Source organism: Priestia sp. P5_B4 (assembly GCF_056400385.1).
Map to the genome: position 1 here is coordinate 1 of NZ_JBFULJ010000804.1, position 1,762 is coordinate 1,762.

The 1,762-nt window shown below is 37.0% G+C and carries 2 protein-coding genes; both read left to right on the forward strand.

The annotated features are described in order from the left end of the window. Nucleotides 1-645, forward strand: a 645-nt coding sequence (gene sigE, locus AC1DRF_RS26145; protein ID WP_477742094.1) for an RNA polymerase sporulation sigma factor SigE, incomplete at its 5' end; no start/stop codon positions are given. Nucleotides 646-793: 148 nt separating this feature from the next. After that, a complete protein-coding gene (gene sigG, locus AC1DRF_RS26150; RefSeq protein WP_477742095.1) occupies nucleotides 794-1,573 on the forward strand; it encodes an RNA polymerase sporulation sigma factor SigG in 780 nt (259 codons plus the stop codon). Nucleotides 1,574-1,762 lie beyond the last annotated feature (189 nt).

Here is a 1,762-nt window from a genome sequence, read left to right on the forward strand (position 1 = left end):
GTGTACTATATAGGAGGAAGTGAAGCTCTTCCACCGCCTTTAACAAAAGATGAAGAAGAAGTACTCCTGAAAAAACTTCCATCAGGAGATGAAGCAGCACGTTCACTGTTGATTGAGCGTAATTTGCGACTGGTTGTTTATATTGCCCGCAAGTTTGAAAATACGGGAATCAATATTGAGGATTTAATTAGCATCGGCACCATCGGTTTAATTAAAGCAGTAAACACATTTAATCCTGAAAAGAAAATTAAGCTAGCGACGTACGCCTCTCGCTGTATTGAAAATGAAATTTTAATGTATTTGCGCCGCAACAATAAAATTCGATCTGAAGTTTCATTTGATGAGCCGTTAAATATTGATTGGGATGGAAACGAACTGCTATTATCTGACGTGATGGGAACCGAAGAAGATATCATCACAAAAGACCTAGAAGCGAACGTGGATCGAAAACTTTTGTTGAAAGCACTGCACCAATTAAATGATCGTGAAAAGCAAATTATGGAGCTGCGCTTTGGGCTAGCCGGCGGAGAAGAAAAAACGCAAAAAGATGTAGCTGATATGCTAGGCATTTCTCAGTCTTATATTTCAAGGCTTGAAAAACGAATTATTAAACGGCTGCGAAAAGAATTTAATAAAATGGTTTAAGTAAAAAAGCTGATTGTATAAGGGCTGAGAAGCATCTTATACAATCAGCTTTTTTAGCGTGGAATTGTCAGAATTGTAAAAGTGCATATTTTTTCCTTCGGAGGAGATACTGAATTCAGAACATCATCTCCTGTTAGGAGGGAAAGAGTTGACAAGAAATAAAGTAGAAATTTGTGGAGTAGATACTTCGAAACTTCCCGTATTAAAAAATGAAGAAATGCGAAAGTTGTTTAAACAAATGCAGGCTGGAGATGGAACAGCAAGAGAAAAGCTAGTAAGCGGAAATTTACGTCTCGTACTCAGCGTGATTCAACGTTTTAACAATCGTGGAGAATTTGTTGATGACTTATTTCAGGTTGGATGTATTGGATTAATGAAATCCATTGACAATTTTGATTTAAGTCAAAACGTGAAGTTTTCTACATATGCTGTCCCAATGATTATAGGGGAAATTCGCCGCTATTTACGTGACAATAATMCAATCCGTGTTTCTCGTTCCCTTCGTGATATTGCTTATAAAGCTCTTCAAGTTCGTGAAAGGCTTATGAGTGAAACATCCAAGGAACCTACAGCTGAGGAAATTTCAAAAGTCCTAGAAGTGCCGCATGAAGAAATTGTGTTTGCTTTAGATGCTATCCAAGATCCGGTTTCTCTATTTGAACCTATTTACAATGATGGTGGAGACCCAATCTATGTCATGGATCAGCTAAGCGATGAACGCAACCGTGATTCAACTTGGATTGAAGAAATTGCTTTGCAAGAAGGTATGAGAAGATTGAACGAGCGAGAAAAACTAATTTTACGAAAGCGCTTCTTTCAAGGTAAAACACAGATGGAAGTTGCTGAAGAAATTGGTATTTCTCAAGCACAGGTTTCTCGTTTAGAAAAAGCTGCTATTAAACAGATGAATAAAAATATTCAAAGTTAACAAAAGCTATCTAAACTGGCAGCTGCTCGCGTTCATACAATTAATACCATTCACTTTATTTGATGTTCAACTTAATAAGCATCGTGTCTATAAAAACAGACACGGTGCTTATTTTGTATGTATCAATGTATAATACATGACCAAAAGATATTCATATCCGGTTTCCTATTGCTGTGAGGACTTCTAGCT